At 71.3% G+C, this 26539-nt stretch carries 27 protein-coding genes, 1 tRNA gene and 1 pseudogene; 15 read left to right on the top strand and 14 right to left on the bottom strand.

Annotated elements, in window-relative coordinates; all coding sequences use genetic code 11:
• Positions 1–19: 19 nt before the first annotated feature.
• Positions 20–1102 (bottom strand): Gfo/Idh/MocA family oxidoreductase, encoded by a 1083-nt coding sequence (locus MMR14E_RS25880; RefSeq protein WP_331318237.1) that lies wholly within the window; start codon positions 1100–1102, stop codon positions 20–22.
• 2 nt (positions 1103–1104) lie between these two features.
• Positions 1105–2232: a Gfo/Idh/MocA family oxidoreductase gene (locus MMR14E_RS25875; RefSeq protein ID WP_331318235.1), complete on the bottom strand. Its 1128-nt coding sequence runs from the start codon at positions 2230–2232 to the stop codon at positions 1105–1107.
• Between the two features lie 259 nt (positions 2233–2491).
• Between MMR14E_RS25875 and MMR14E_RS25870 the strand changes: the two genes are divergently transcribed.
• Positions 2492–2656 carry a hypothetical protein gene (locus MMR14E_RS25870; protein WP_331318233.1) on the top strand — a complete coding sequence of 55 codons (165 nt, stop codon included), beginning with the start codon at positions 2492–2494 and terminating at the stop codon, positions 2654–2656.
• A 160-nt stretch (positions 2657–2816) separates the two neighbouring features.
• Here MMR14E_RS25870 and MMR14E_RS25865 read toward each other — a convergent pair.
• Positions 2817–2894 (bottom strand) — tRNA-Pro (locus MMR14E_RS25865).
• 141 nt (positions 2895–3035) lie between these two features.
• Between MMR14E_RS25865 and MMR14E_RS25860 the strand changes: the two genes are divergently transcribed.
• The 9 genes from MMR14E_RS25860 (at position 3036) to MMR14E_RS25820 (ending at position 13481) form a co-directional block, all read left to right on the top strand.
• Positions 3036–4316: a glycosyltransferase family 1 protein gene (locus MMR14E_RS25860; protein ID WP_331318231.1), complete on the top strand. Its 1281-nt coding sequence runs from the start codon at positions 3036–3038 to the stop codon at positions 4314–4316.
• A 176-nt stretch (positions 4317–4492) separates the two neighbouring features.
• Positions 4493–4813: a rhodanese-like domain-containing protein gene (locus MMR14E_RS25855; RefSeq protein WP_331318229.1), complete on the top strand. Its 321-nt coding sequence runs from the start codon at positions 4493–4495 to the stop codon at positions 4811–4813.
• 145 nt (positions 4814–4958) lie between these two features.
• Positions 4959–6113, top strand: coding sequence for an efflux RND transporter periplasmic adaptor subunit (locus tag MMR14E_RS25850; protein WP_331318227.1), 1155 nt, complete (start codon positions 4959–4961; stop codon positions 6111–6113).
• 107 nt (positions 6114–6220) lie between these two features.
• Positions 6221–9418, top strand: a complete 3198-nt coding sequence (locus tag MMR14E_RS25845) for a multidrug efflux RND transporter permease subunit (RefSeq protein ID WP_331318225.1) — start codon at positions 6221–6223, stop codon at positions 9416–9418.
• A 109-nt stretch (positions 9419–9527) separates the two neighbouring features.
• Positions 9528–10043 carry a hypothetical protein gene (locus tag MMR14E_RS25840; protein WP_331318223.1) on the top strand — a complete coding sequence of 172 codons (516 nt, stop codon included), beginning with the start codon at positions 9528–9530 and terminating at the stop codon, positions 10041–10043.
• Between the two features lie 76 nt (positions 10044–10119).
• Positions 10120–10899 carry a lysophospholipid acyltransferase family protein gene (locus MMR14E_RS25835; RefSeq protein WP_331318222.1) on the top strand — a complete coding sequence of 260 codons (780 nt, stop codon included), beginning with the start codon at positions 10120–10122 and terminating at the stop codon, positions 10897–10899.
• A 133-nt stretch (positions 10900–11032) separates the two neighbouring features.
• Positions 11033–11479 carry a hypothetical protein gene (locus MMR14E_RS25830; RefSeq protein ID WP_331318220.1) on the top strand — a complete coding sequence of 149 codons (447 nt, stop codon included), beginning with the start codon at positions 11033–11035 and terminating at the stop codon, positions 11477–11479.
• Positions 11480–11615: 136 nt separating this feature from the next.
• Positions 11616–12722 (top strand): DUF2125 domain-containing protein, encoded by a 1107-nt coding sequence (locus tag MMR14E_RS25825; protein ID WP_331318218.1) that lies wholly within the window; start codon positions 11616–11618, stop codon positions 12720–12722.
• A gap of 99 nt (positions 12723–12821) precedes the next feature.
• Complete coding sequence (locus MMR14E_RS25820) at positions 12822–13481, top strand: phosphoribosylanthranilate isomerase (RefSeq protein ID WP_331318217.1); 660 nt, start codon at positions 12822–12824, stop codon at positions 13479–13481.
• Positions 13482–13491: 10 nt separating this feature from the next.
• On the opposite strand, the gene MMR14E_RS25815 is transcribed toward MMR14E_RS25820, so the two are convergent.
• The 4 genes from MMR14E_RS25815 to rpsA all read right to left on the bottom strand — a co-directional run bounded on the left by MMR14E_RS25815 (position 13492) and on the right by rpsA (position 17259).
• Positions 13492–13860 carry a LapA family protein gene (locus MMR14E_RS25815; protein ID WP_331318657.1) on the bottom strand — a complete coding sequence of 123 codons (369 nt, stop codon included), beginning with the start codon at positions 13858–13860 and terminating at the stop codon, positions 13492–13494.
• A gap of 18 nt (positions 13861–13878) precedes the next feature.
• Positions 13879–14190, bottom strand: coding sequence for an integration host factor subunit beta (locus MMR14E_RS25810; RefSeq protein WP_012319412.1), 312 nt, complete (start codon positions 14188–14190; stop codon positions 13879–13881).
• Positions 14191–14240: 50 nt separating this feature from the next.
• On the bottom strand, positions 14241–15203 hold the full coding sequence (sppA, locus tag MMR14E_RS25805) for a signal peptide peptidase SppA (protein ID WP_020092171.1): 963 nt from the start codon (positions 15201–15203) through the stop codon (positions 14241–14243).
• A gap of 343 nt (positions 15204–15546) precedes the next feature.
• Complete coding sequence (gene rpsA, locus MMR14E_RS25800; RefSeq protein WP_010683172.1) at positions 15547–17259, bottom strand: 30S ribosomal protein S1; 1713 nt, start codon at positions 17257–17259, stop codon at positions 15547–15549.
• Positions 17260–17779: 520 nt separating this feature from the next.
• On the opposite strand from rpsA, the gene MMR14E_RS25795 reads away from it, so the two are divergent.
• On the top strand, positions 17780–18547 hold the full coding sequence (locus MMR14E_RS25795) for a Crp/Fnr family transcriptional regulator (RefSeq protein ID WP_331318216.1): 768 nt from the start codon (positions 17780–17782) through the stop codon (positions 18545–18547).
• Between the two features lie 24 nt (positions 18548–18571).
• On the opposite strand, the gene MMR14E_RS25790 is transcribed toward MMR14E_RS25795, so the two are convergent.
• A complete protein-coding gene (locus MMR14E_RS25790; protein ID WP_331318215.1) occupies positions 18572–19420 on the bottom strand; it encodes a transglutaminase family protein in 849 nt (282 codons plus the stop codon).
• Between the two features lie 361 nt (positions 19421–19781).
• On the opposite strand from MMR14E_RS25790, the gene serA reads away from it, so the two are divergent.
• The gene (serA, locus tag MMR14E_RS25785) at positions 19782–21032 is read left to right on the top strand and encodes a phosphoglycerate dehydrogenase (protein ID WP_331318213.1); all 1251 of its coding nucleotides are present in this window, start codon (positions 19782–19784) and stop codon (positions 21030–21032) included.
• A 188-nt stretch (positions 21033–21220) separates the two neighbouring features.
• Entirely contained in the window at positions 21221–21700 is a 480-nt protein-coding gene (locus tag MMR14E_RS25780) for a hypothetical protein (protein WP_331318211.1), read from the top strand.
• Between the two features lie 3 nt (positions 21701–21703).
• Here the strand turns inward: MMR14E_RS25780 and MMR14E_RS25775 are convergent, their stop codons facing one another.
• Positions 21704–21856 carry a hypothetical protein gene (locus MMR14E_RS25775; protein ID WP_331318210.1) on the bottom strand — a complete coding sequence of 51 codons (153 nt, stop codon included), beginning with the start codon at positions 21854–21856 and terminating at the stop codon, positions 21704–21706.
• Positions 21857–22170: 314 nt separating this feature from the next.
• Here MMR14E_RS25775 and MMR14E_RS25770 point away from each other — a divergent pair, with 314 nt between their 5' ends.
• Together MMR14E_RS25770 and MMR14E_RS25765 are read left to right on the top strand one after the other, a co-directional pair.
• On the top strand, positions 22171–22386 hold the full coding sequence (locus MMR14E_RS25770; protein ID WP_012319420.1) for a hypothetical protein: 216 nt from the start codon (positions 22171–22173) through the stop codon (positions 22384–22386).
• A gap of 294 nt (positions 22387–22680) precedes the next feature.
• Positions 22681–23232 (top strand): hypothetical protein, encoded by a 552-nt coding sequence (locus MMR14E_RS25765; protein WP_331318208.1) that lies wholly within the window; start codon positions 22681–22683, stop codon positions 23230–23232.
• A 66-nt stretch (positions 23233–23298) separates the two neighbouring features.
• Here MMR14E_RS25765 and MMR14E_RS25760 read toward each other — a convergent pair whose 3' ends face one another.
• From MMR14E_RS25760 to MMR14E_RS25740, 5 genes and pseudogenes are all read right to left on the bottom strand, one after another.
• Positions 23299–23631: a hypothetical protein gene (locus tag MMR14E_RS25760; RefSeq protein WP_331318206.1), complete on the bottom strand. Its 333-nt coding sequence runs from the start codon at positions 23629–23631 to the stop codon at positions 23299–23301.
• 326 nt (positions 23632–23957) lie between these two features.
• A complete protein-coding gene (locus tag MMR14E_RS25755) occupies positions 23958–24536 on the bottom strand; it encodes an NAD(P)H-dependent oxidoreductase (protein WP_331318204.1) in 579 nt (192 codons plus the stop codon).
• Positions 24537–24608: 72 nt separating this feature from the next.
• Positions 24609–25286, bottom strand: a complete 678-nt coding sequence (locus MMR14E_RS25750) for a cell wall anchor protein (RefSeq protein WP_331318202.1) — start codon at positions 25284–25286, stop codon at positions 24609–24611.
• 207 nt (positions 25287–25493) lie between these two features.
• Entirely contained in the window at positions 25494–25808 is a 315-nt protein-coding gene (locus tag MMR14E_RS25745; protein ID WP_331318200.1) for a hypothetical protein, read from the bottom strand.
• 44 nt (positions 25809–25852) lie between these two features.
• Positions 25853–26441: pseudogene (locus MMR14E_RS25740) on the bottom strand (SDR family oxidoreductase); the annotation flags it as partial.
• Between the last annotated feature and the right edge of the window lie 98 nt (positions 26442–26539).

The following is a 26539-nucleotide window of genomic DNA, read 5'->3' as shown; positions in this document are numbered from 1 at the left end:
CCTTCGAGGCCGTCCTCCCTCAGGCGACGGCCTCGAGGGCCCGCGGCCGGGCGCGCACCTGATCGAGGATGTCGAGCGTGCGGACGCTGTCCGCGAGCGGCATGATCGGGCTCTCGCGCTCGCCGGCGAGCAGGCAGCGATGGACCTCGTCGATCTGATGGCGCAGTCCGAAGCCCCGATACGGCGTCGGGATCAGCGCGACGCGACGGAAATCCAGCGGCTGCAGGAGGCGCTTCGCGAAGGCCAGCCGACCGACGGCGTGACGGCGCGGCGCGGCCCTGTCGGCGGGCGCGGGAGCGGGCTGCGTGCGCACGCGCGTCAGGAAGGGCGGGCACAGGAACTGCCGGTGCAGGTGTAGGCGGCCGCGCGCGCCGACGACGACGGCGGCGTTGTCCGCCTCACCGGTGGATCCGCAACTCAGGGTCGCGGTCCTGTCGGGCCAAGCGAGCGCGAGCGCCGCCTGCTGAGTCGCCGCGCCGCCGCGATCGAGGATGGTGCCGGAGACCTGCGACGGGGCGCCGAACAGGTGGAGCGCCAGCGACACGGGGTAGACACCGAGATCGAGGATCACGCCGCCCTCCGCCGGATCGTCCGTCCGTCCGTCCGGCGGCGGCGACCGGGGGAAGAACAGGCGGGCGTCGAGATGCAGGGGCGCGCCGATCTCACCCGCCTCCAGCATCGCCTTGGCCCGCACGACGCCGGGCGTGAAGCGCATCCACATCGCCTCCATGCAGAAGACGCCCTTGCGCCGCGCCGCCTCCGCGATGCGCCGCGCCTGTCCGCCCGAGAGTGCGATCGGCTTCTCGATCAGGACGGACTTGCCCGCCTCGATGCAGGCGAGCGCGCTGGCCATGTGGTCGCCGTTGGGCGTCGCGATGTAGACGACGTCGACATCCGGCCGCGCGGCCAGGGCCTCGGCGCCGGCCACGGCGGCCGGCGCGCCGGACGGGGTGGCGAAGGCTCGGGCGAAGGCCTGAGCGCTGCCGACGCTCCGCGCGCCGACGGCGGCGAGCCGCGCGTCGGGCCGCCCGAGAAGGTCGCTGACGAAGCGCTGGGCGATCATCCCGGTGCCGAGGACGCCCCACGAGACGGTCTGTGCCATGGCTAGAACCTGGACCTCAGCTGGATCACGGCGCCGCCGCCGGCATTCTGCATGGCGAGCGCGATCTCGGTGATGTGCAGCACGAACCGCGCCGGGAGCGGCGCCGGAACGCCCGTCCGGATCGCCTCGGCCTGGGCCGCGGGGCCGCGCGCGAAGTCCATCTGCGACGGGTAGCTGGGCAGCTTGCCCCCGAAGCGGGGGATCGGCAGCTTCCGGCCGAGGAAGATGCGGCCTGGCAGGTAGCGCTGGATCCGGTGCAGAAGCCGTCCGAACCGGCCGGGCGCGTCGCCGCTCGGCGACCGGAGGTAGACCGGGCCCTGGCTGGCCCAGGAATCCGTCACGGTCAGGACGCCCCGATCGCCGATGATGTGCAGGGATCGATCCTGCGGCGCGACGAGGCCGCAGGTGATCCGCGCGACGACGCCGGATCGGAATTCCAGGCACGCCGTCGAGAAGTCGTTGGCGACCGAATCCGGGGGCTGGCCGGTGCCCTTGTCCGGGTAGAGGCGCGACGCGAAGGCGGTCATGCGCGCGACCGGGCCGAACATCAGGCTCATCCAGGTCAGGTAGTAGCCGGCGTGCTCGAGGGTGCATCCGACCCGGTACTCGTCCTCCGCCGGCCAGGGGGCCCCGGTCACGCTCCGCCATTCGTGCACCGGCTCGCGGAACACCGGCCCGTCCTCCAGCTCTGCGTAGACGAGCCGGACCGCCCCGACTTGGCCGGACGCGACGGCCTCCCGCACGGTCGAGCCCGCCTCGCCGAGGATGCTCGCGGGCGCGCCGCTCAGCGACAGGCCCTTGGCCTCGGCGAGTTCCACCAGGGCTTCGGCCTGCGCGTACTCCATGGCGAGCGGCTTCTCGGAGTAGACGTGCTTGCCGGCTTCCAGGGCGGCCTTGGTCACGACGTAGTGACTGTGCGGGTTCGTCAGGTTGAGGATGAGGCCGATCTCGGGCTCGGCCAGCAGGGCCTCGAGGCTGTTGAAAGCGCGGGCGTTGTAATGCCGGCAGAAGACGGCGCGCCGTTCCGGGTCCCGATCGTACACGCCGGCGAGGCGCAGCTCGGGATGGTTGACGAGGGTCGTCATGTAGAAGTCGGCGACGTAGCCGCAGCCGACGATCCCGATCTGCATCTCTGTCCCTGAAGGTCGTCCACACCGGACTCGGGACGTAATGGCAGGGCTCCGTCCCCGGCCCTCATCAATTGGGCGTAGGATCGGCTCTCGGAGCGATCTTCGACTGGTCCGGGCTGGGCGAATTCAGCCTGATCGACCCGACTCTACGGGGCGCGCACGCTACCAACGGCCACGCAAGTCAGTCGAACGCGCATTTAACCCTTCGTTTACCGTGCTGGCCGACAGTTCCGGTTACGACCGGAGACCCTGTACAGCCATGCTTGATCTCGCCTTCTGGTGGTGCGTGGCCGTGGCGCTGACCGGATCGGTCGGCCTCATCGCCCTGGCCCTCTTCGCCGGACGGAGTGGCCGCTCGCAGCCGCGCGGCGTCAGGCTGCTCCGGACCGAGCCCCTCGTGCTCCGCCACTTCGGGCGCGCGTAGGCCGGCCGTCGGTGCCATGGATCAGCGACGCCTCCTAGATCTGCATATTCGCGGCTGTGTCGATCCCGAACACGGAGGTCCGGTCGGCCCCGTGTGACGCGAAGATCCGGGCGCGGTCGCCCCGGCCTTCTGCGGCCGATCGCCTGTCGCGGATGAAAGATGGTCGGAGTGGCGGGATTCGAACCCACGACCCCTAGTCCCCCAGACTAGTGCGCTAACCGGGCTGCGCTACACTCCGACGCCGCTAGGGCTCGCGGCTCTTAGCCTCCGCGCCGCGCCCGCGCAAGCCCTCCGTCGCGCGCGGCCCGCGCGGAGATGCTGGCCCTCGCGGGTCAGGCCCGCTACGGGGAGGCCTCGCCCCGACAATCGCCCGAGGATCATGACGGACCGACCGATCGCTTTCGATCTCACGCGCCTCGTCACGCGGCTGCGCCACGCGAGCCCGTCGGGCATCGACCGCGTCGATCTCGCCTACGCGCGCGAATATCTCGGCCGTGCGGAGACGGGCGTCGGCGTCGTCTCCACGGCGTTCGGGCCGCGCATCCTCGCTCGCGCGCAGGCGCTGGAAATCGTCGAGGCGGTGGCGGCCGGCTGGGTCGAGGACCGCGACGCCGCGTCCGACCCGGTCTATCGGCGGCTCGCGTCTCGCTGCGGCGATGCCGCCGCGTTGCCGCCCGTCCCCGCCGCACCGCAGACCGGCTCCACCGACAGGCGGCGGATCCAGGCGCGCAGGACCGTGGACATCGCGCTGCGCGGCCGATCGGTCGCCGTCCTGCCCCGGGACGCGCTCTACCTGCACACCTCGCACCTGCGCCTCGACGACCCGCGTCGGTTCGACTGGCTCTATACCCGGCGGGACGTGCGGGCGGCGTTCTTCGTCCACGACCTCATCCCGATCACGCATCCGGAATACGGTCGGTCCGGCGAAGCCGACCGCCACCGGGCGCGCCTGCGCACGATCGGGCGGCACGCCTCCGCCATCCTGGTGAATTCGGAGGATACCGGCCGGCGCACCCTGGAGCACCTCGCCGTCGAGGGGTTCGGACGTCCGCCGGTGGCCGTGGGCCATCTCGGCGTCGAGCCCGCCTTCGGACGGGCGGGACCCCGGTTCAGATCCGACCGGCCGACCTTCCTGGTCTGCGGCACCATCGAGTCGCGCAAGAACCACCTGCTGCTCTTCCAGATCTGGCGGCTCCTGGCCGAGCGCCACGGGGCGGCCGCGCCCCGGCTCGTCGTGGTCGGGCGACGGGGCTGGGAGGCGGAGAGCGCCATCGACATGCTGGAGCGCTGCCCCGGCGTGCGCGCCCACGTCATCGAGGCTTCGGGACTGTCGACGCACGGCCTGGCAGCGCTCATGCGCAGCTGCACCGCCCTGCTGATGCCGTCCTTCACCGAAGGGTACGGCATCCCCGTCGTCGAGGCCGCGGCCTCCGGGCTGCCGGTCATCGCCTCCGACATCGCCGTCCACCGCGAGATCGCCGAGGGCTTCGCGCTGTTCCGCGACCCTCTCGACGGTCCGGGCTGGATCGAGGCGATCGAGGCGCTCGCGCGGCCCGACGGGTCGCTGCGGTCCGAACTGGCCGGTCGCTTGGACGGCTACCGGCCGCCGGACTGGCCCACGCATTTCGCCGCCGTGGCGCCGACCCTCGCGGCGCTCTGACGGGCGGCCGGTCCGATCCGGACCGGGAGCCGCTTGCCCGTCGGGCGGCCGCCCGCCTGCCGGTTGCGTCCCGGCCGCGCGCCGACGCCGCACATTGCGCCGCCGGGGTCTGACGAATAAGGAAAAGCGTCAGTCAGCCAGCCTGGCCGAGAGCGGGCGAAACGGAGATCCTGCCGATGCGGGTGGTCGACCTCGATCGCGAGACGGTCAAGCGCGGGCTCGATGACGGCTCGATGCTGATCATCGATGTCCGTGAGCCCCATGAATACGCAGCGGGGCACATACCGGGCGCCGTCTCTCACCCGCTCTCCGGCTTCGATCCGCAGGCGGTCGCGGCCCTGGTCGCGCAGGACGGCCGGCGGCCGGTGTTCTCGTGCGCCTCGGGCGTCCGCTCCGTCCACGCGCTCATGGCCGCGCAGAACGCCGGGCTCGATCTCGCCGAACACTACAAGGGCGGCTTCAAGGACTGGTACAGCGCGGGCGAAACCGTCGCCTGATCTGTCGCTTCAATCCGGCTCGCGAGACCGTGATGTGCGTTCGCGCACAAGCAACAATGTCGACCGCGGGTTACGGCGCACCCGCGGCGGAACAATCGTCAAGCTCGGCGCGACCGGACGGTCGGCCAACGGACAGCAGGACCCGATGCGCAGCCGGCTTCCCAGCCTTCTCACCGTCTTGTCAGGCCTGATCGCGGGTCTCGCGGCAGGCCCCCTCGCGACCCCGGCCCGCGCGCAGGCGCCGGGCGGCCCGCCGCCCAAGGTCACCGTGGCCAAGCCCGTGGTGCGCCAGATCGTCGAGCAGGATCAGTATACCGGCCGCTTCGACGCGATCGAGTACGTGGAGGTCCGCGCCCGAGTCACCGGCTACCTCGAGAAGATCAACTTCGTCGACGGCCAGACCGTGAAGAAGGGCGACGTCCTGTTCGTGATCGACCGGCGCCCCTACAAGGCGGCGCTGGAGCAGGCCCAGGCCGCCCTGGCCTCCGCCAAGGCGCGGCAGTCCTTCTCGCAGACCGACCTGGAGCGCGCGCAGACCCTGTCCCGCAGCGGCAACATCTCCGAGCAGGTGACCGACCAGCGCCGGCAGGCCTCGCAGACCGCCCAGGCCGACGTCGACAGCGCCCAGGCCGCCCTCAACAACGCCCAGCTGAACTACGACTTCAGCGAGGTGAAGGCGCCGATCAACGGCCGCATCAGCCGCCGCCTGGTCACCGAGGGCAACATCGTCAGCGCCGACCAGACCATGCTGACGACGATCGTGTCCCTCGACCCGATCTATTTCAGCTACACGGTGGATGAGAAGTCGTTCCTCAAGTACCAGAACAGCCTCGGCATCGGCATGGGCCAGACCCAGCAGGGCAAGGGCGTGCCGATCCTGATCGCGCTCTCCGGGGAGGCGAAGCCGACCCGTAAGGGCACGCTCGACTTCGTCGACAACCGCGTCGACAACGCCACCGGCACGATCCTGCTGCGCGCCACCGTCCCGAACCCCGACCTGTTCATCAAGCCCGGCCTGTTCGGCATCGTCTCGATGCCGGCGACCAAGCCGTTCCAGGGCATCCTGCTGCCCGACGAGGCCGTGGCCGCCAACCAGGACAAGCGGATCGTCTACCTCGTCGGCCCCGAGAACGTGATCCAGCAGAAGGACGTCGTGCTCGGGCCGAAGGTCGACGGCTACCGGGTGATCCAGTCGGGGCTGAAGGGCGACGAGACCGTGGTCGTCAACGGCCTGTCCCGCGTCCGGCCCGGCGCGAAGGTCACCCCCGAGACGATCGAGCTGCCGCCGAGCAAGACCTGAGCCCCCGCGGCTCGACACGAACGCCTTCGTGCGCGCCGCGCGGCGCGCCCCGCACCGACGACGCAGGGCCCCGTCCGGGAGACCGGCGGGCCTCAGAGGTTTGACCGATGCGTTTCGCCCATTTCTTCGTCGACAGACCGATCTTCGCGTCCGTCACGTCGATCGTGTTCCTGATCCTCGGCTTCGTGGCCTACGAGAGCCTGCCGGTCTCGCAGTACCCCGAGATCGTGCCGCCGACCGTGACGGTGCGCGCCTCCTACCCGGGCGCCAACGCCGAGACCGTGGCCGCCACGATCGCGACGCCGATCGAGCAGGAGGTCAACGGCGTCGACAACATGCTCTACATGACGTCGTTATCGACCAACGACGGCAACATGCTGCTGACCGTGACCTTCAAGGTCGGCACCAACCTCGATATCGCGAACGTGCTGGTGCAGAACCGGCTCTCGGTGGCGCAGCCGCGCCTGCCGCCGGACGTGCGCAACCTCGGCGTCACGGTCCGCAAGGCCTCGCCCGACCTGATGCTGGTCGTGCACCTGCTCTCGCCGAACAAGACCTACGACCAGAACTACCTCGCCAACTACATCTACCTGAACATCCGCGACGAGCTGCTGCGCCTCGACGGCGTCGGCGACATCACCATCTTCGGCGGCAACGAGTACGCCGAGCGCGTCTGGGTCGACCCGAACAAGCTCGCCGCCTACGGCCTCTCGGTCACCGACGTCACCACCGCCCTGCAGGAGCAGAACGTGCAGGTGGCCGCCGGCCAGCTGAACGGTCCGCCGGCCGCCAAGGGCGAGGCGTTCCAGCTCGTCGTGCAGTCGCAGGCGCGGTTCAAGACGCCCGAGCAGTTCGCCGAGGTGATCATCAAGGCGCAGGACGGGCGCCTCGTCCGGGTGAAGGACATCGCCCGCGTCGAGATGGGCCAGAAGGACTACACGACCAACTCGTTCCTCAACGACACGCCCGCCGTGGGCATCGGCGCTTTCCAGCGGCCGGGTACCAACGCCCTCGACGCGGCGGCGTCGGTCAAGAAGGTGATGGAGGAGGTCAAGAAGAACTTCCCGCCCGACGTCGAGTACCGCATCGCCTACAACCCGACGGAGTTCATCGAGGAATCGATCCACGAGGTCTACAAGACGCTGTTCGAGGCGGTCGGCCTCGTCGTCATCGTGGTGCTGGTCTTCCTCCAGAGCTGGCGGACCGCCCTGATCCCGGTCATCGCGATCCCGGTCTCGCTGATCGGCACCTTCGCGGCGATGGCGGCCTTCGGCTTCTCGCTGAACAACCTGACCCTGTTCGGGCTGGTGCTCGCCATCGGCATCGTGGTCGACGACGCGATCGTGGTGGTGGAGAACGTCGAGCGCAACATGGCCGAGGGCCTGTCGCCGGGCGACGCCGCCCACAAGACCATGGACGAGGTCGGCGGCGCGGTCATCGCCATCGCGCTGGTGCTCGCCGCGGTGTTCGTGCCGACCGCGTTCATCCCGGGCATCTCGGGCCAGTTCTACAAGCAGTTCGCGCTCACCATCGCGGCCTCGACCCTGATCTCGGCCTTCAACTCGCTGACCCTGTCGCCGGCGCTCTGCAAGCTGCTGCTGGTGCCACACCACGCCCGCAAGGAGCCGAAGTTCTTCCTGACCCGGTTCGTGAACTGGCTGGCGAACGGCTTCAACCGCGCCTTCGACGCCACCTCGAACGCCTACGGCCGGACCATCCGGGTGCTGACCGGCGGCATCGTCGGCCTCGGCGTGATGCTGCTGGTCTACGCGGCGGTGATCGCCGGGACGCTGCACCTCGCGCAGACGACGCCCACGGGCTTCATCCCCGACCAGGATCAGGGCTACCTGATCGGCGTCGTCCAGCTCCCGTCCGGCTCCTCCCTCGACCGCACCACGGAGGTGTGCTTGCGCGCCGCCAAGCAGGCCCGGACGGTCGACGGCGTGGCCAACGCGGTGATCATCGCGGGCTTCGACGGCGCGACCTTCACCAACACGACCAATGCCGGCGTGATGTTCCTGACCCTCAAGGGGGCGAAGGAGCGCGCCGAGCACGGGCGGACCGCCGCCGCGATCACCGGCGAGGTGCTGAAGGCCACCTCCGACATCCAGGAGGCGCGGGTCATCGTCATCCCGCCGCCGCCCGTCCGCGGCCTCGGCAACGGCGGCGGCTTCAAGATGCAGATCGAGAGCCGCCAATCGTCGGATATCGGCCCGCTCATGGCCGCCGCCGGCGAGGTGATCGCCCAGGCGAACCAGAGCGCCGACGTCCAGCGCGTCTTCACGACCTTCGACAACTCGACGCCGCAGCTCTTCCTCGACATCGACCGCACGATCGCGCGGATGCTGAACGTGCCGCTGGCCAACGTGTTCTCGTCGGTCCAGGCGGATCTCGGCGGCACCTACGTCAACGACTTCAACACCCTGGGCCGCATCTACCAGGTGCGCCTGCAGGGCGACGCGGCGTTCCGCACGTCGGTGCAGGACATCTCGCAGATCAAGGTGCGCTCCTCCACCGGCGCGCTGGTGCCGATGGGCACGCTCGCCTCGGTGCGGGACGTGACCGGTCCGCAGATCGTGCAGCGGTTCAACCTGTACTACTCGGTCCCGGTGCAGGGCGTGGCCAAGCCCGGCGTCTCGACCGGCCAGGCGCTCACCGCCATGGAGGAGATCGCCAAGAAGGCGCTGCCCGACGGCTACTCGTACGACTGGACCGAGATCGCCTACCAGCAGAAGGCGGCGAGCGGCACGGCCGGCGCGGTCTTCGCCCTCGGCGTGCTGCTGGTGTTCCTCGTCCTCGCCGCGCAGTACGAGTCCTGGGCGCTGCCGCTCGCGATCCTGCTGGTGGTGCCGACCGGCGTGCTCGCCGCGCTCGCGGGCGTGCAGTTCCGCGGCCAGGACAACAACATCCTGACCCAGATCGGCCTGATCGTGCTCATCGGCCTCGCGGCGAAGAACGCGATCCTGATCGTCGAGTTCGCGCACGACATCGAGCAGCGGGAGCATCGCGGCCCGGTCGAGGCGGCGGTGGAGGCCTGCCGTCTCCGCCTGCGCCCGATCCTGATGACCGCCTTCGCGTTCATCCTCGGCACGCTGCCGCTGGTCGTGGCGACCGGCCCCGGCGCCGAGATGCGCCAGGCGCTCGGCACCGCGGTGTTCTTCGGGATGATCGGCGCGACCTTCTTCGGCCTGTTCCTGACGCCGGTCTTCTACGTGGTGATCCGCCACTTCTCGATCTGGCTGGGCCGGTTCCGGAAGAAGCACACGCACGGCGATCCCGGCGGCGCCGCTCCGGCCCACGGCTGACGGCACACGCCCCCCGGGCCGCGGAACGATGGAAGCCGCGCCGGATCCGCGAGGATCGGGCGCGGCTTCCGCGCGACGGGCCGGGGCGCCCGGTGTAGAGGCTCGCGGCATGCACGCCCTCGGTCGCCTGATTCTCGGGGCCTTCGCCCTCCTGCTCGCCGTCCCCGCCGGCTGCGCGGTCCTCGTCCTGGCGCTGCTCGTCGACCCGGCCGCGCAGGCCTGGCTGTCCGGCGGGGCGCTCGCCGGACTCGACATGGCCCTGTCGGACCTCTCGGCCGGGCTGCCGCCGGAGGGGCTTGCCCTGCTCCTCGCCGGCCTCGCCAAGGCGCTGTTCGCGCTGCTGTTCGTGCCCCCGGCCGTGATCGGCCTCGGCGGCGAGATCCTCGGGCGCCGCGGCCTGCTGTGGTACGGCGCCGGCTGCGGGCTGCTCACCGCCGCCCTCCCCTGGCTGACGCGCGGCGCGCTCCGGTCCGGAGGCGCCCGCGACGCCGCCCTCCTCGCGGGCGAGGCGCGCCTGACGCTGATCCTGTTCCTGGTCGGCGCCAGCGCCGGCCTGGTCTACTGGCTGGTCGCCGGGCGCGGCGCCGGCCTCGTACGGGACAGGGATCGCCCCGAGGGGGCCTGAGGCCGCCCAGGGCACGTCGCCCTTGGCCGCGGACACGCGGGCGCGCTACAGGGGAGCCGCCACGACACGGTTGCCGATGCTCGCCCTCCGCTCTCTCGCCTTCAACGTCTGCTTCTACGCCGTCACGACGGTCCTGGCCTTCGCCGGCCTGCCCATGCTGGTCTCCGGCCGCTCGGTGCTGCGGCTCGCCCGCACCTGGGGGCGGATCACCCTGTGGCTCCTGCGGGTCGTCGCGGGGACGCGGGTCGAGTTCCGCGGCCTGGAGAACATCCCGCCCGGCCCCCTGCTGGTGGCGGCCAAGCACCAGTCGGCCCTGGAGACGCTGGCCCTCTGCACGGTGCTGCCGAACTTCGCCTACATCCTGAAGAAGGAACTGCTGCTCATCCCGCTGATCGGCTGGTACCTGTCGCGCAGCGGCATGGTGGCGATCGACCGGTCGAAGGGCACCCGGGCGATGAGCCTGATGAACGCCGCCGCCGGCGCGGCGATCCGGGACGGGCGCCAGCTCATCATCTTCCCCGAGGGCACCCGGCGCCCGGTCGGGGCGCCGCCGGCCTACAAGCAGGGGCTCTCGCACCTCTACACCGCCCTGAACGTCCCCTGCCTGCCGGTGGCGCTCAACACCGGCCTGTTCTGGTCGCGCAACAGCCTCGTGCGCCGTCCGGGCCGGGCGGTGATCGAGTTCCTGCCGCCGATCCCGCCGGGCCTGCCGCGCCAGGAGTTCCAGGCGCTGGCCCAGGAGCGGCTCGAGGCGGCCTCGAACGCTCTGGTCGAGGGCGGCCTCCAGGGCCTCGCGGCCGCGGGGCACGCCGTGCCGGCCGCCGAGGCGCCGGCCGCCGCCGACGCCCGCCGCTGAGCCGTCGGCGGCGGGCCGCTCTCGGCCCGGGAACGTCGCCCGGCGGCTTGTGGATAACGGGCATCATCGCCACATCTCCTCCTAGGAACGTCGCCCTTGACGCCTGTGGATATCGCGCGCTAGGTTGGAACAAATGGCGAACAGAAGAGCCCTGTCCTGGTCGGCCGCGCTCCGCGACCTGAAGGACGATCGCACCCGGAGGCAGGACGTGCGTGAAGAACGCCTCAAGACGACCGCGGGTCTGCGCGGCTCCCCGGCGCTCCCGCTCTCGGCCTGGCGCGGCCGCTCGGGCCGGCGCTACGTGGTCGGTGTCCATCCGGCCGGGGGCTTCGACCTCGACGAGATGGCGCAGGCCGTGGTGATCGCCGTGCGCCGGGACAATTCCGGTATCGCCGAGATGGTCTCGGTGGCGAGCTCCAGCGAGAGCCCGCGCGACCATCTGCGGCGGACCTGGCTCGACCGCGTCCGCCGCCGGGGCGCCACCGAGATGCACGTGCATCGCCTCGCCGAGAACGCGGCCGAGCGGACGGCGATCGTCGAGGATCTGCAGGTCGACACCGTCGAGCCGGCGCAGGTCTGACGGGGAACGCGCCGCGCGCGGACGGATCGCGTCCGCGGCGGTCGACCCGGGGCGGCGCTGCCCCAGTTTCGCCCCTTGCGTGGCCACAAGCCGGGGCCACGATGTCCCCGCGGGGACGGGTCGGGGAGCGGAACGCATGGTGCAGGATCGGACGCGGCCTGAGGATGCCGCTGAGACAGCTCCGGTCCGGGGCGCGCGGCGATCCCGGCGGGGGCTGTTCCTGCCCTACATCCTGCTCGCCCTCGTGGTCGTGGGCTGGTCGGCCGGCTGGCTGTGGATGCGGGAGCGCGCGGCCAGCGAGATCGACGGCTGGATCGCCCGCGAGGCGACCGCCGGACGCACCTGGACCTGCGCGGACCGGTCCCTCGGCGGCTACCCGTTCCGCCTGGAGCTGCGCTGCAGCGCCGTGACCCTCGAGCGCGCCGACGGCCGCTTCCGGCTCGGGCCGAGCACGGCGGTGGCGCAGATCTACCAGCCCCGCCTGGTCGTCTTCGAGAGCGCGGGCCCGTTCCACGTCGAGCAGGGCCCGCTGACCGGCGACGCGTCGTGGACCGCGCTCCAGGGCAGCTTCCACGGCACCGCGGGGGGCTTCAGCCGCGCGTCCCTGGTCGTCGACAAGCCCGACATCAGCGTGAAGGGCGCCGAGCCCGGCCCGATCGCGGTCTCGGGGCGGCACCTCGAGCTGCATGCCCGGCCGAGCCCCGGCCGCTTCGACTCCGACGGCGCCGTGGACGTCAGCCTGCGCCTGAACCAGGCGGCGGTGCCGCAGCTCGACGCCCTCACCGGGACGCAGGATCCGGCCGATCTGGCCCTGGACGCGACCCTGACGCAGGCCACCGTTCTGCGCACCGGGACGGTGGCGCGCGAGCTGGAGCGCTGGCGTCAGGCCGGCGGCGCCCTGGACCTGACGGCCCTGTCGCTGGCCAAGGGCACGCAGCGCGTCCAGGCGAAGGGCACGCTCGCCCTCGACGCCGCCCACCGGCCCGCCGGGCAGATCGACCTGCGGGCGGCCGGCGTCGACGCGCTGGTCGGCAGCATCGTCGGCCAGCGCTTCGGCTCGGACCGGGGCGCCCTGGTGGGCCAGCTGGTCGGCGGGCTCCTGGGGCTGGCCCAGCGTTCCGGCCCGGACGCGCCGGCCGACGGGACGCCGCTGAAGGCGCTCCCGCCCCTGCGGCTCGTCGACGGGAAGCTGGTCTTCAGCGGCTTCCCGATCCCCAACGTCTACGTGCCGGCCCTGTACTAGGGGCCGACCCTGCCGGGCGGCGGTGCGGGCGCGACTGGCTTGACCGCCTCGGCGCTCCGCAGGCCTGCTCGACGGCGCGGGATCGGCTATAGGAGGCCGATGGTCTCCTCCCCGCCCCCGACCCGCGTGAAGATCTGCGGGCTCAGCACCGAAGCGACCCTGACCGCCGCGCTGGAGGCCGGCGCGGACTGGATCGGCCTCGTGCACTTCCCGCGCAGCCCCCGGCACGTGGCGCTGGCGGAGGCCGCAGCCCTGTCGGCCCTGGCCCGCGGCCGGGCGGAACGGGTCGTCCTGCTGGTCGATCCGGACGACGCGCTGGTCGCCGCGTCCGTCGAGGCGGTGGATCCGGATCTCGTCCAGCTCCACGGTCGCGAGAGCCCGGAGCGCGTCGCGGCGATCCGCGCCCGGACCGGGCGTCCGGTGATGAAGGCGCTCGGCATCGCGACATCGGCGGACCTCGCGGCCCTGCCGGCCTACGCGGCCATCGCCGACCGGATCCTGCTGGATGCCAAGGCACCGCCGGACGCGGCCCTGCCGGGCGGCAACGGCCTGCGCTTCGACTGGGAGATCCTGCGCGGCGCCGCGCTCCCGCCCGGGACCATGCTGTCGGGCGGGCTCGATGCCACAAACGTGGCCGACGCCCTCGCCCGCACGGGGCTCGGCGCCGTCGACGTCTCGTCGGGAGTCGAGACGGCGCCCGGGGTGAAGGATCCGGCGAAGATCGCGGCCTTCGTGGCGGCCGCGCGCGGCGGGCGCTAGGGGGGCAGCCTCAGCGCGGGGCCGGCAGGGCCGTCCGGCCGGTATTCGGGACCGTGTAGACGCCCGGGGTCTCGGTCTCCGGCGCGTAGGCCCGCAGACGGGTCGCCTCGCGCTCGTACCGGACGGCCTCGCGGCGGTGGTAGCGCGCCCGCGCGCGGGTCTTGCCCTGGCCGAGCCACGTGAAGATGCCGCCCACCACGATGCCGAGGGCCACCGCGCCGAACAGGATCGCGTAGAGCGGGAGATCGACGCTGAAGACCGGCGCGTCCACGTTGAACGGATCGAAGGAGAGCCGCACCGGCGCGCGGTTGGCCACCGCCAGGAGGATCACCAGGGCGGCGATCGGCAGCAGCACGAGGCTCTTCAGGAAACGGATCATCGCGCTCACAGGTCCTTCCTACTCGGCGGCCGAGGCATTCTCGCCGATCCCGGCGGCGTTCAGGCGCTGGCGCATCTCCTTGCCGGTCTTGAACACGGGGATCGCCTTCTCGGACACGGCAACGGCGGCACCCGTGCGCGGGTTGCGTCCCCGGCGCGCCTCCCGGCGCTTGACCGAGAAGGCGCCGAAGCCGCGCAGCTCGACCCGGTCGCCGCGGGCCAGCGCGTCGGAAATGGTGTCGAGGATCGCGTTGACCAGGATCTCCACGTCGCGCTGGTAGAGATGCGGGTTCTGCTCGGCGATCTTGAGGACGAGCTCCGACTTGATCATGGCGTGGGATCTTCTCGCGGGATCGGGGCGGGCTGCGCGGCGGCGATCGTTCAGGGTTCCGGGCGCCAGAGGGCGAGCATCCCGCCCCGGGCGGCCTCGGCCTCGGCGCCGACGGACCGCAGCCGCGCCGCGAGGCCTTCCAGGCCGAGGAGGTCGGCGCCGATCCCGGCGGCCGACCACAGGGAGAACCGGCTCTCCGAGGCGGGCTTCCAGTCCTTGATCGGCAGGTTCGTCTGGACGCCGCGGGCGCTCTCAAGCCACGCCACCGCCTGCCGCTCGCCGCCGAGCTCGTCGACGAGCTTCAGCGGCACGCTCTGGCGCCCGCTGAACACCCGGCCGTCGGAGACGGTGCTAAGCTGGGCAGGATCCATGCCGCGGCGCTCCGCGACGAGGCCCTTGAACCACGCGTAGGTGTCGCCGACCACGGAGGCCAGCGCGGCGCGCGCCTCCGGCGAGGTCGGGGTGAAGCCCGAGGGTTCGGCCTTGAGCGGGGACGACTTCACCGACTCGACCTTGACGCCGACCTTGTCCAGAAGACCCGAGAAGTCGGGGTACTGGAACAGCACGCCGATCGAGCCGACCAGGCTGGTCTCGCGCGCGACGATGTGATCGGCCGCGATGGCCGTGATGTAGGCGCCGGACGCGGCGGTGCCGTCCACGAAGGCGACGATCGGCTTCTTGGCGGCGAGCGCCCGGAGGTTGCGGAAGATCTCCTCCGAGCCCGTCGTCGTGCCGCCGGGCGAGTTGATCGAGACGATCACGCCCTTCACGGCGTCCGAATCGCCGACCCGCTTCATCAGCTTCGCGGTGGCCTCGCTCCCGGCGATGAAGCCCGAGACGGAGATGCGGGCGATCTGCGGCTGGACCGCGAAGGCACCGTCCGCGCCCGTCCGCACCCGGTAGCCGAGGGCCCCGACCGCCACGATGAGGCCGCCGACGCCGAGCACGCGCCAGAGGGACAACCTGCGGCGCAGGCGCCGCCGGTCAATCAGCAGTTCGGCATCGGCTGCCATGCTGTCGCTTCCCCTAAAGCACCCCGACCGGCCCCTCGACGGGGTGCGGGAGCCGTCCCCCCGCGCCGGGCAAGTCCTTGGTTTCCTTCGGCTCGCCCGGCCCGAGCCGTGCGAGGCCGGTGTTCTAGAGCATTTTCCGCGGGCGTGGATACGGGGCGCGCGAAGAAAATGACGGGGCGGCCCGTCGCTGTCGCGCCGGGCGGCGCGACCCGGCCCGCCGCCCGCCCCCGGCAACCTTGGATTGCCGGCGCAAAATGAAAAACCCGCGCGGGACCAGGGTCCCGCGCGGGTCTCAAGGAAGCGCAACCGCCGCCCGGACAGGCCGGGCGGCAGAGCCGGTGTCTCACTCGTCGTCGGAGCGCTTCTTGTTGAAGGCGGCGCCGAGGATGTCGCCGAGCGAGGCGCCCGAATCGGCGGAGCCGAACTGGGCCATGGCCTCCTTCTCCTCGGCGACCTCGAGGGCCTTGATCGAGACCTGCACGCGGCGGGCCTTCCGGTCGAACTGGACGACGCGGGCGTCGAACTTCTCGCCGGTGGCGAAGCGCTCGGGGCGCTGGTCGCCGCGGTCGCGGGCGAGCTCGGCCCGGCGGATGAAGGTCTGCATGTCGGTGTCGACGATCTTCACCTCGACGCCGGCATCCTTCACCTCGACCACTTCGCAGGTGACGATCTGACCCTTCTTGATCTCGCCGGCCTCGGCGAAGGGGTCACCGCCGAGCTGCTTCACGCCCAGCGAGATCCGCTCCTTCTCGACGTCGACGTCGAGAACCTGGGCGCGGACCATGTCGCCCTTCTTGAACTCCTCGATGACCTGCTCGCCGGGACGGTTCCAGTCGAGATCCGACAGGTGGACCATGCCGTCGACGTCGCCCTCGAGGCCGATGAAAAGGCCGAACTCGGTCTTGTTCTTGACCTCGCCCTCGACCTCGGAACCGACCGGGTGCTTCTCGGCGAAGGCCTCCCAGGGGTTCTGCAGGGTCTGCTTGAGGCCCAGCGAGATGCGGCGCTTGACCGGATCGACCTCCAGGATCTGAACCTCGACCTCCTGGGAGGTGGAGACGATCTTGCCCGGATGGACGTTCTTCTTGGTCCAGCTCATCTCGGAGACGTGGATCAGGCCCTCGATCCCCGGCTCCAGCTCCACGAAGGCGCCGTAGTCGGTGATGTTGGTGACGCGGCCCTTGAGCTTGGCGCCCTCCGGGTAGCGGGCGGCGATGCCCTCCCACGGATCGGCGAGCAGCTGCTTGATGCCGAGCGAGATGCGGTGCGTCTCGTGGTTGATCTTGATGATCTTGACCTTGACCGTCTGGCCGATGGTGACGACCTCGGACGGATGGTTCACGCGGCGCCACGCCATGTCGGTGACGTGCAGCAGGCCGTCGATCCCGCCGAGGTCGACGAACGCGCCGTACTCGGTGATGTTCTTGACGACGCCGTCGATGACCTGACCTTCCTCGAGGTTGGCCACCAGCTCGGAGCGCTGCTCGGCGCGGCTCTCCTCGAGGACGGTCCGGCGCGACACGACGATGTTGCCGCGGCGGCGATCCATCTTGAGGATCTGGAACGGCTGCGGGGTGCCGAGCAGCGGGGTGACGTCGCGGACCGGGCGGATGTCGACCTGCGAGCGCGGCAGGAACGCCACGGCGCCGTCGAGGTCGACGGTGTAGCCGCCCTTGACCTGGTTGAAGATCGTGCCGGTGACGCGGTCGTTGTTCTCGAACGACTTCTCGAGCTTGACCCAGCTCTCTTCGCGGCGCGCCTTGTCGCGCGAGATGACGGCCTCGCCGAGCGCGTTCTCGATCCGGTCGACGTAGACCTCGACCTCGTCGCCGACCTTCAGCTCGCCCTCGCGGCCGGGACCGGTGAATTCCTTGAGCGCGACACGGCCTTCCGTCTTGGCGCCGATGTCGATGACGGCCACGTCCTTCTCGATCGCGACGACGCGACCCTTGACGACGGAGCCTTCGGTGATCTCGTGTTCGAGGAAGCTCTCCTCGAGGAGGGCTGCGAAATCCTCGCGGCTCGGGCCACGCCCCAGAGCGGTACCTGCGGTCATTCTGTCTCCTGAACGGCCCCCGGCGGAGGCCCGTTGCGTCGGCGGCTCGCGTTGCAGGCGCCCCCGCTCGCCGCGGCCTCCCCGGAGTCTTTCGGGAGAGGCGACCGGTCCCGCGGGACCCGGTCTGCCGACGCGTCGATACGGATGACGAGGGCGGTCCGTCCGGCGGCCCGGCGGGCGCGCCAGAAGACGAGCGCGCGAGGGCGGATCCGGGAGGACGCGGGTCCCTTACAGCATCGGCCTTGCGACTTCAACCGATTAGGGTTTTAGGCTCGGCGGGCGGCGGAGGCTCCGCGGAGACCGGCGGCCTTGCCGCCGGCCGCGGATCCGGCGAACGTGCCCAGCGTCGAACACGCGCGGTCGCGCTTCCGCGTGTCTCGGGGCATCCCCGAGCGGCCGAGGTTCGGGCCGGTCCGGCGATGCGGAGCGTCTGGGGGGTGAACCGTGGGGCGTCCTGATCTCGATTTCCGGCTAGTCCGTCGTCGGCGCGGCTCCGCGCGAACCGGGGCCTGAGCCGCCGATGCCGAACGGGTACAACGCCCCGATGGAGATGCTGGCGCGCAAGCTCGACAGCATCTCGCGCCTCACCGAGTCCGACCGCGCCGCGCTCCTCGACCTGCCCCACACCGTCCGGAACCTGCCGGCCCGACACGACATCGTCCGGTTCGGCGACCGCCCGACCCAGAGCTGCCTCGTCCTGCAGGGCTGGGTCTACCGCTACGCCGCCCTCGCCGAGGGCGGACGGCAGATCCTGTCGTTCTACATCGCGGGAGACCTGCCCGACCTGCAGAGCCTCCACCTGCACCGGATGGATCACAACCTCGCCACCCTGACGCCCTGCGTCGTGGCGCTGATCGCGCACGACGACCTGCGCGCGGTCCTGCTGCGCAATCCGGGGCTCGCCGGCACGCTCTGGCGCGACAGCCTCATCGACGCCGCCCATTACCGCGAGCGGATCACCAGCCTGGGCCGGCGGCAGGCGCTCGGCCGCGTGGCCCACCTGTTCTGCGAGCTCTATCTCCGGCAGAAGGCGGTCGGGCTCGCGCGCGGCCTGAGCTGCCCGCTGGTGCCCAAGCAGGCCGAACTGGCCGATTCCCTCGGCCTGACGAGCGTCCACCTGAACCGGGTCCTGCGCACCCTGCGGGGCCGCGGGCTCGTCACGCTGGGCGGCGGCACCCTGACCATCGAGGATTGGGACGCGCTGACGGCGGTGGCGGAGTTCGACCAGACGTTCCTGCACCTGGCGAACAACCCGCTACCGGCCCGCGAGGCCGCCGAGGCGGTCTAGCGGGCCGTCGCGCGGCCGCGCCCGTCAGGCGGCCTCGGCCAGGGTGTCGGGGGCCGCGCACACCTCGTCGGTGTGGACGTCGAACCGGACCAGATGGGCCGCGCCGAAGCTCGTCGTGAGCGCGCAGTCGGTGGCGTCACGCCCGCGGGCCATGACGATGCGGCCGGTGCGGGGCCGGTTGTGCCGGGCGTCGAACGTGTACCAGCGCGGCCCCTCGGGCCCCTCGAGGAAGACCTCGAACCACGCCGAGAAGTCCATCGGGGCCGGATCCTTCGGCACGCCGATATCGCCGAGGTAGCCGGTGGCGTAGCGCGCCGGGATGTTCATGCACCGGCACAGGGTGATCGCCAGGTGCGCGAAGTCCCGGCACACGCCGACGCGCTGCGTGTAGCCGTCGAAGGCGGTGCGGGTGGCGTCGGCCTGCTGGTAGTCGAAGCGCAGGCGGGTGTGGGCGAAATCGACGATCGCCTGCACGCGGGCCCAGCCCTCCGGCGTGCCGCCGAACAGGGACCAAGCGGTCTGGGACAGCTTGTCGGTGTCGCAGTAGCGCGAGCCGAGCAGGTACGGCATCACGGCGTCGGGCAGATCCTGCACGGCGATCTGGCGGGCGCCGGGAGCCTGGTCGTCGGGCATGCCACTGTCGGCAATCGTGAAATCCGCCGCCATGGTGATGCGACCGCCCGGCGCGACGATGCGCGTGCAGACGTTGCCGAAGGCGTCGACGTGCTGCGCCGCCGCGACGGGCGGATCGAAGGTGATCACCTCCGGCGTCAGGAGGTCCCCGCGGCGCTCCGGGCGCACGTTGAGGAGCAGGTTCATCGGCGTGGGGCCGAACGTGTCGAAGGCGATCGAGAAGCCGGTGCGGATCTGCATCTTCGGAGACCGTTAGAAAGGTCGCTGTCCGGACGGGCCGGCAGACGGGTCGTTACAGTACAGGGCCCTACAAGCCGCGAGGCGGCGCCGAGTTCCGTCGGCGAGGTCAGTCGAGGGCGGTTTGCGCTGCCTGAATATTTGGCAGGCTCCGCGCGCCGCCTCCGGGATACGGTCCGGCCCGAGCACGGCGGTGGGACCCGGGGGAGCCATGCGGCAGGCCGAGGGCGGGCCTGCGGTCAAGCGGGGCCGTCCGTCACCGCATCATGTTGCAACGCACACGGTGCCCTCTTATCCCGGGCCGCTCGAACCCAGGGCTCGCCGGCACCGCCCGGCACCGCCTGCTTCCAGACGATCGACGCCCATGACGCCCGACAAGCTTTCCCTGCCGAAGGACAAGATCCGCGTCCTGCTGCTCGAGGGCATCAACGACAGCGCCGTGGCGCTGATGCGGGCGGCCGGATACACCAACCTGACCCGGCTGCCGAAGGCGCTGGACCGGGAAGCCCTGCACGAGGCGCTCCAGGGCGTGCACATGGTGGGCATCCGCTCGCGCACGCAGCTCGACGCGGCCGCCTTCGAGGCGGCGGACCGGCTCCTGGCCGTGGGCTGCTTCTCGGTCGGCACAAACCAGGTCGATCTGGAGGCGGCGCGCCATCGGGGCATCCCGGTCTTCAATGCCCCCTTCTCGAACACCCGCTCGGTGGCCGAACTCACGATCGGCGAGATCGTGATGCTGCTGCGTCGGATCGTTCCGCGCTCGGTGGGAGCCCATGCGGGCCGCTGGGACAAGTCGGCGGTGGGCTCGCTGGAGGTGCGCGGCAAGACGCTGGGCATCGTCGGCTACGGCAATATCGGCACGCAGCTCTCGACCCTCGCCGAGGCCATGGGCATGCGCGTGCTCTTCTACGACCACACCGACAAGCTGCGCCACGGCAACACCGAGCCGGTCGAGACGCTGCACGAGCTGCTGGCCCAGAGCGACGTCGTCTCGCTGCACGTGCCGGAGACCGACGCCACCGCCAACATGATCGGCGCGGCCGAGATCCGGGCGATGAAGCCCGGTGCCTTCCTGATCAACAACGCCCGGGGCACCGTGGTCGATCTGGAGGCGCTGGCCGCGGCCCTGCGCGACGGCCATCTCAAGGGCGCGGCCGTCGACGTCTTCCCGGTGGAGCCCGGCTCGAACGCCGAATCCTTCGTGAGCCCGCTGCAGGGGCTGGAGAACGTGATCCTCACCCCGCATATCGGCGGGTCGACCGAGGAGGCGCAGGAGCGCATCGGCTCCGAGGTGGCGCGCAAGCTCGTGGACTACTCGGATATCGGCTCGACGGTCGGCGCTGTGAACTTCCCGCAGGTGCAACTGCCCGCCCGTCCGACCGGGACGCGGTTCATCCACGTCCAGCGCAACCTGCCCGGCATGCTGGGACGGCTCAACGACGTGTTCTCGCGCGGGCACGTCAACATCGCCGCGCAGTTCTACCAGACCGACGGCGAGGTCGGTTACGTGGTGCTGGAGACCGACGCCACTGACGCGGACGCGGAGGCCCTGCTCACCGAGATCCGCGCCATCCCGGGCACGATCCGCGCGCGACTCCTCTACGAGCGCCGCTGATACGAGCGCCGCTGATACGAGCGCCGCTGACGCCCGAAGGGCGCGCGCGGGAATTTACGCTGCCGCGCGTGAACGCGGCGGAACTTGCCGCGTTCATCTTGCGCGGCCAAGCTGGCCGCTGTTCAAGTCAGGGACGGCACCATCGACGGCCACGGCCGGTCGAGCGCCCGGCCGGCGGAGGAATTGCGGTGACGAAGCGTGTAGCGTGCGCATGGGCCGGCCTCGTGCTCGGCATCGCCGGGTCGGTCTCGGTCGTCTCCGGCGCGTCGGCGGATTGCCTGCGCCGGGTGTACAACCGGTCGAACCTCGTCCTCGTCGCCCGTCAGGACGGCGGGCCGCCCGCCACGCTGCTGCCCGGCCAGTCGCTCCCGGTGCGGCTGGCACAGCCGGGCCAGATCGCGATCGCGGCCTATTGCGGTGCGCCGGCCGCCGGCGGGACCCCGGTCACCCAGCGGACCTTCGACTACGAGGCGGTGCTCGACCGCTGCTTCGTCCGGTTCGGGGGCGACCTGTTCGTGCCGCAGCTCGGGCGCGGCTTCATCGGTCTGCAGGAGACGGCCCCGTTCACGGTGAACAACCCGCGCCAGGGCGACATCATCCTCGGGCCCGCGGCCGGGGCGTCGTGCCCGCTGCCGGCCGCTGCTCCCGTGCTGAGCCGTCGGGGTTGACCGTCAGAGATAGTGGCGGAAGACGACGCCCGCATCGTCGGAGGCTCCCGCCTGCGGGGGCGCCACCGGCCCGATGAACGGACTCGCGAGGCGCAGGGCCACGAGGCCGAGGGCTGCGAGCGCCGGGGCGATCAGGCGGAACGGGCGAGCGAGCATGGACGCCTCCGTCGCGCCGCCGATCCCGCCTGCGTCATGCCGACAGACCGGGTGCGCATGTGAACCATCGCACCTTACGGCCGAGCTGAAGGTGTCGAAGCGCACATGGGTAACGTTAAGGTCGCGCCCGGAAGGCCGCATCGCGGCCTCGATCGGGGACAGCGTGACGGTCGGGCGATTGCGTCCACCGCGTCGCTGGCAAGTCCCCCGATGCCCTCCTATGCTGCCGAAGCCGGGAGCTGCCTGGGGTCGCGCTGCACAAGCCGCGGTGGCGCTTCCCGGGTAGAACCGACTGCGTGAACGAGGACGCGCGTATGCTGACCCAGACAGGCAACTCGATTCTCCGAGGCGATCTCGGTGTCGAGGAGACCACCGAGTCCGACAACATCGTCCGCTGGGACGGCGAGCGGCTCTACGTGGAGCAGGACGTCTACCACAACGGGCAACTGGTTCACCGCAAGTACCGCCGGACCGTCACCGAGCCTGTCGCCCGCGCGCTCTGGGCGATCATCAACCGCGCCAAGCAGTGAGGCGACGGGCGGGCGCGTCGCGGATGCGCCGCGCCGAGCCGACGTCCCGCGCTCCCCGGTCGCGTCGGGGACGGCCGTCGTGAACGTGTCCGGCCGGGCGCCGCGGGCCGGAGCCCGCATCCGTGGCGGCGCGGCCGCGGACGCGCCCGTCTCGGGCGCGCGACGGGGCGATCCGTCCCGGATTCCGGACCCCGCGTCCCCGAAGCTCACCCGTCCTTGACGAGGCCCAGGCGGCGCGGTCTTGCTGAGCTTGACCGTGATCGGTGATCCGCGTCACGCCCGAGTGCTGCGTCCATGCGCGTTCAGACTGTCGTCCGGTCCATGCTGGCAAAACTCCTCCTCAATCGCTGGTCGATCGTCGTGTTCAACGCGCTGATCGCGCTCCCTCTGACGCTGGCGCTCGTCGAGGTCGCGTCGCTACTCTGGGGCACGGGGTTCCAGACTCACGCCACGATCCACGAGGCGGGGCATCTGATCGAGGGGTTGGGCGTCATCCTGATCGGCTGGGGCGTGGTGCTGGAGGAGCGCCACGGCGTGAGCCACCTTCTCGGCGGATTGCCGAGCGAGGATCCGGATCACGAGGCGGCGATCGACGCGCTCTGCCACCAGGGCGGCCTCGCCCTGCTGGTCCTCGGGCTCGTCGCCGAGATCCTCGTGCAATGTGTCGAGGTGCCGGACCACATCATCAACACCGATCGGATCGAGCGGGTGGTCCTGACCGGCGGGGCATTCTTCCTCGCCTTGGGCCTCGCGACGCTCGTGCGGCTGTCGGCCGGTCTCGCGACGTTTCGCGGGCCTGAGCGCGTGTCCGCCGGCGCGGCTCTGCCCGAGTCGCGCCCGCACTGAGACTTTGCCCGCACTGAGACTTCGCCCGCGCCGAGCGTCTCGGGTCGAGCCCGGAACGCTGTGCGACTAGGCGGCTACGGCGGCCGTCGGCGCGACGAGGGTGAGGTGGGCCGGCCGCAGCACCTCGAGGCGGTCATGGGCGTTGTCGAACGCGGCCCGGATCGTCGTGCCGGCATCCTCGACGGCGACCAGCACCGCCAGCTTCTGCGCGGTGGCCCGATCTGCGAGCCCGCGCGCGGCCGAGACGAGCGCCTGCTCCAGGCTCAGGAATTCCGTCTCGGCATCCTTCCCCGCCTCGCGCGCGACCGACGCGAGGCGGTCCAATACGGCTTCCAGGGCGTGGCGCAGGACAAGCGTCCGCACGCGCTCCTGCAGGAGCGCCCTCTCGTCGATCTTCATCGGAATCGGTCCGGGTTCGGGAACGCGGCCAAGCTCTCATACTTCGGTGCCGTGTGCAGCCACCTTTTTGCAACAGCGCAATACTGTCTCGCGACCTGCGCGTTCCGCGCGTTCACCGTTTCGCCGGCGCGATCCGGCCCAGTTGTTCTACAATCGTGTGCCGAGTATTTGAGCATTTCGAGAATCGAATGCGCTGTCTCGACAGATTCAGGGCACAGAAACGCGCAGGTGGACGCCCAGTTCGCCGTCCGAATACCTCTGATTCGCCGGGAGCGAAGCGGGCGGCGTCCGACGCGGGCCGACGGGTCCGGACGACGCTCCGGGGGTCAGTACGGCGTGCCGCGCTGGCGCCGGTCCCGGAGCGCCTCGGCGTGCCATTCCAGCTCGTCGAGGAAGCGGGCGGCGGCCGACGTGAGCCAGGGCTCGGCGGGGGTCCCCTGCGCGTCGATGGCCTTCTGGAGCCGCGGGATCGGCAGGAGCGACGGGATGCTCGACATGCCCATCTCGGCGAGCATGGCCCGCAGCGGCATCGCGGCCCGGACGCCGCCGAACTGGCCGGCCGAGTAGCAGCAGATGGCCGAGGGCCGCCAGAAATACTCCTCGAGGAAGTGATCGAGGGTGTTGGACAGCGCCGGCGGCACACCGTGGTTGTACTCCGCGGTGACGATCAGGAAGGCGTCGGCGCGGCGGAAGAGGTCGGCGCAGCGCTGCAGCGGTTCTGGCGCCGTCCCGGCCGGGTATTCCTTGAACATCCGGTCGAGGAGCGGGAGCGCCAGCTCGGCCGGATCGACCAGCGGGGCGGCGTGGCCGCGCGCCGCGAGCTGCGCGATCAGGAACCGCGCGGCGCGGATGCCGATGCGGTCGGTCCGCACGCTGCCGAGGATCACGGGGACGGTCAGGGCCATGGCGCACTCCGGTTCGCCGGATCATGCCAGAGGCCGCCGCGCCGCTCCAGCCGCGGCTCGAATCCGCGGTCGTCAGGCCTTGGTGCTGCTGGTGAGCGCGGCCGCGATGCCGAGCGGCCCGCCGGCCGCGTAGGCGGTGACCGCCTTCGTGACCTGCTGCAGGAAGGATTGCAGGTCGCTGCCGCTGTCCGTCGCGGGGTCGGCGGCTGCGGTGGTGGACGTGGTCGCCGATGCGCTCGCGGACGTGCTCGCGGACGTGCTCGCGGACGTGCTCGCGGACGTGCTCGCGGACGTGCTCGCGGACGCGTCGGTCGCGGTGCCGGTCTGGGCGGCACCCTCGTTCTGCTCGGCATCCGATACCGGCCGCTGGCCGTGATGGCCGCGATGGTGATGGACGGGGGCCGCGCTGTCGGCGGTCTGACCCGACGCCGTGCCGGTCGTCGCCGTGTCGTCGGCGTTGGCCGCGGCTTCCGCGGGCGCCGTGACGCCGTTCTGGAGGCCCATCTGGCTGAAGTCGGATTGCAGCTGGAGGAGCGACGCCATCAGATCGTTCGACAGCGTCGGGGTCGACGCCGACGCCGAGGCTGTCGCCTGGCCGGTGCCGTCCGCGGCCGCCTGCGTGCCGGTCCCCTGGCTCGCCGTCGCGGCGGTGCCGACGTCGAGGCGGGCGGCGTTCGCCGCGCGCGCCTGCCTGAGGGCGCCGACGAGGTCCCGCTGGAGTGAACTGCCCGAAACCGTATTCACCGACATGGTACGCCTCCGCGACCGCCCTCACGGTGGGCACGCACGGGGCGTTCCAGAAATTCTCCAACGATTTCAGTATCCCGTCCGGGCTGTGGGCCGGCAGGAACGGCCGATCGGCAGAATCTGCCGCTCCGAGCCGGCCGAGAGGGCCCGCCTGTCGGTGACGGCGCGCGCGCAGGCCGGGAGCCTGTCCGAACCGGCGTCACGGGCGGCTCAGGCGGTTTTCGGCCCGGTTTGCGCGTCGCCGAGATGACGCAGGTTCTCGGGCGGCGTCTCGGCCTCCGTCGCCTCCACGCAGGCGACGCTGCCGCCGCTCACCGCGTCGAGGCGGTGCTGATCCGAGGCGGTGCGGACGATTTCGGCTTGCCAGCCCGGATCGGACTGGCGCCCGTGCAGGAGGTCCGCGGGGCGCGCGAGGTCCCGGGCGTCGTCCTGGCCGAGATCCTGGCCGTTCCGGTCGGCCGTCGCGCTGAAGGCGCGCAGGCTCGCGCGGTCGGATGCCTTCGGATCGGCCGGGTTGCGGGCCATGGCGGTGCTCCTGGGCTGTGACGGGCTCGGGTCAGAGGCTCGAGTCAGAGGATCGGCTTGCCGCCGGTGACCGCCACGGTGGCGCCGGACACGGAGCTCGATTCCGGACTGGCCAGCATGACGGAGACGGGCGCGAGTTCGCAGGGCTGGCCCGGGCGCTTCATCGGCACCTGGGAGCCGAAGGTGCGGACCTTGTCCTCCGGCATGGTGGAGGGGATGAGCGGCGTCCAGACCGGGCCCGGGGCCACGCAGTTCACCCGGATGTCGCGCTCCGCCAGCATCGGGGCGAGGCCGGCGGTGAAATTCTGGATCGCGCCCTTGGTGGTGGCGTAGGCCAGCAATTGCGGGCTGGGCGCGTCGGCGTTCACCGAGGTCGTGTTGATGATCGAGGCCCCGCTCTTCATGTGCGACAGGGCGACCTTCACCAGGTAGAACATGGCGTGGATGTTGGTCGCGAAGCTGACCTCCCACTCCTCGTCGGAGATCTCCTCACGGACTCGCGAAGGACTTCTGGTGCGCGGCGTTGTTGACGAGCACGTCGACCGGCCCGAACGTGGCCACCGCCCGGTCGACGATGGCGCGGCACTGCTTCGGGTCCTCGATATCCCCCGGCACCGGGACGGCCGTGCGGCCCTCTGCGAGAGGTTCTCCCCGTGCCGACAACCCGACCCGGCAGGCATCGGTTCGCGGGGATTCACGGTCAGCCGCCTGAGACGACGTCGTCTCGCGGA

This window comes from Methylobacterium mesophilicum, assembly GCF_036441335.1.
In the GTDB taxonomy this organism is placed as follows: domain Bacteria; phylum Pseudomonadota; class Alphaproteobacteria; order Rhizobiales; family Beijerinckiaceae; genus Methylobacterium; species Methylobacterium mesophilicum_B.
This window is presented reverse-complemented; position numbering and strand designations above follow the sequence as displayed.